At 42.5% G+C, this 1,013-nt stretch carries 2 protein-coding genes; both read right to left on the reverse strand.

Annotated elements, in window-relative coordinates; genetic code table 11:
- Positions 1-55 precede the first annotated feature (55 nt).
- On the reverse strand, positions 56-193 hold the full coding sequence (locus ELS82_RS25255) for a YHYH domain-containing protein (protein WP_134837633.1): 138 nt from the start codon (positions 191-193) through the stop codon (positions 56-58).
- 707 nt (positions 194-900) lie between these two features.
- Positions 901-1,013 (reverse strand): IS3 family transposase (locus ELS82_RS25270; protein ID WP_134837628.1); only part of this gene is annotated, 113 nt, incomplete at its 5' end.

Raw genomic sequence — 1,013 nt, forward strand, 5'->3', positions numbered from 1 at the left:
TAACCGAATATAAAAAGGCGTGACAAGCCACGCCTTTCATGTCTTTTAGATCAGATTATTTTCGATTGTGGCAATGGTAGTCACCTGTTTTGCTATTCGTATGACAACCATTAGCATCTGTGCCCCCAGAATGCGCAGCTGCCACAGACACCATACCAAAGCTCACTAGTAGAACTAAGATTAACTTTTTCATTGATTACTCCAAAATATACGCTCTAATTCGAGCATTCGGAGTGTTTCACAAATGAGACTAGTTTTATATGACTTGGGTCAACCTTCGGATCAGCATAACGCCCAATTAACGTGTGAGCAGCGCGTACACTGAACTTGAACACTGCGCCGTAAACACTAAACTCAACCCGAAGTGAGAGCGCCAAGCGTTGCGAATCACTGTTGAATTGTTTGTTATGTTTTACCACAAACACATGATTTACTTGAGAAAGAACTGCTATTTCTAACTAGTTTTCTGAACCAAACCACAAGGCAGAAACTAACTTGACCATCAAAGGCGAACAACCTAAAACGTGTAATTCCACTTCCCAGCCCAATGAGGCAACCCGACCAACAAACAACAAGCACCCTGTCTTTCCAACCAAAGCGCAAAACAATGCTGAATTGCCGAGGCAACTACTAAACCGAAATGCTACTTGGCAAAGAACCTACAAGCGACTTTAAGCCAGTTAAACAAGAAACCGACCGCCACGACCTGACAATGAAGCAACCCACGAACATTGGCATGTTTTACAGGCTGAGAGATTCAAGAATTTAGGCCGACAATACTGATTTGCTGAGTCTACTAGGGACGAATTGCCAAAGGGATAAAGAACTAGAGCCTAAGACCTTTAAGCCTTTGAAGTACAAGTAAACTAGTGTACCCCACGAAAAGTGGACACAACATAACTACACACTTTCGAACTCGGCTGGACTCACATAGCCCAACGCTGAGTGCTTTCTATTTCGATTGTAATAGATCTCAATATATTCGAAGATCCCCATTCGAGCTTCTTCTATAT

This window comes from Vibrio ouci (assembly GCF_004551525.1).
Classification (GTDB): Bacteria; Pseudomonadota; Gammaproteobacteria; order Enterobacterales; family Vibrionaceae; genus Vibrio; species Vibrio ouci.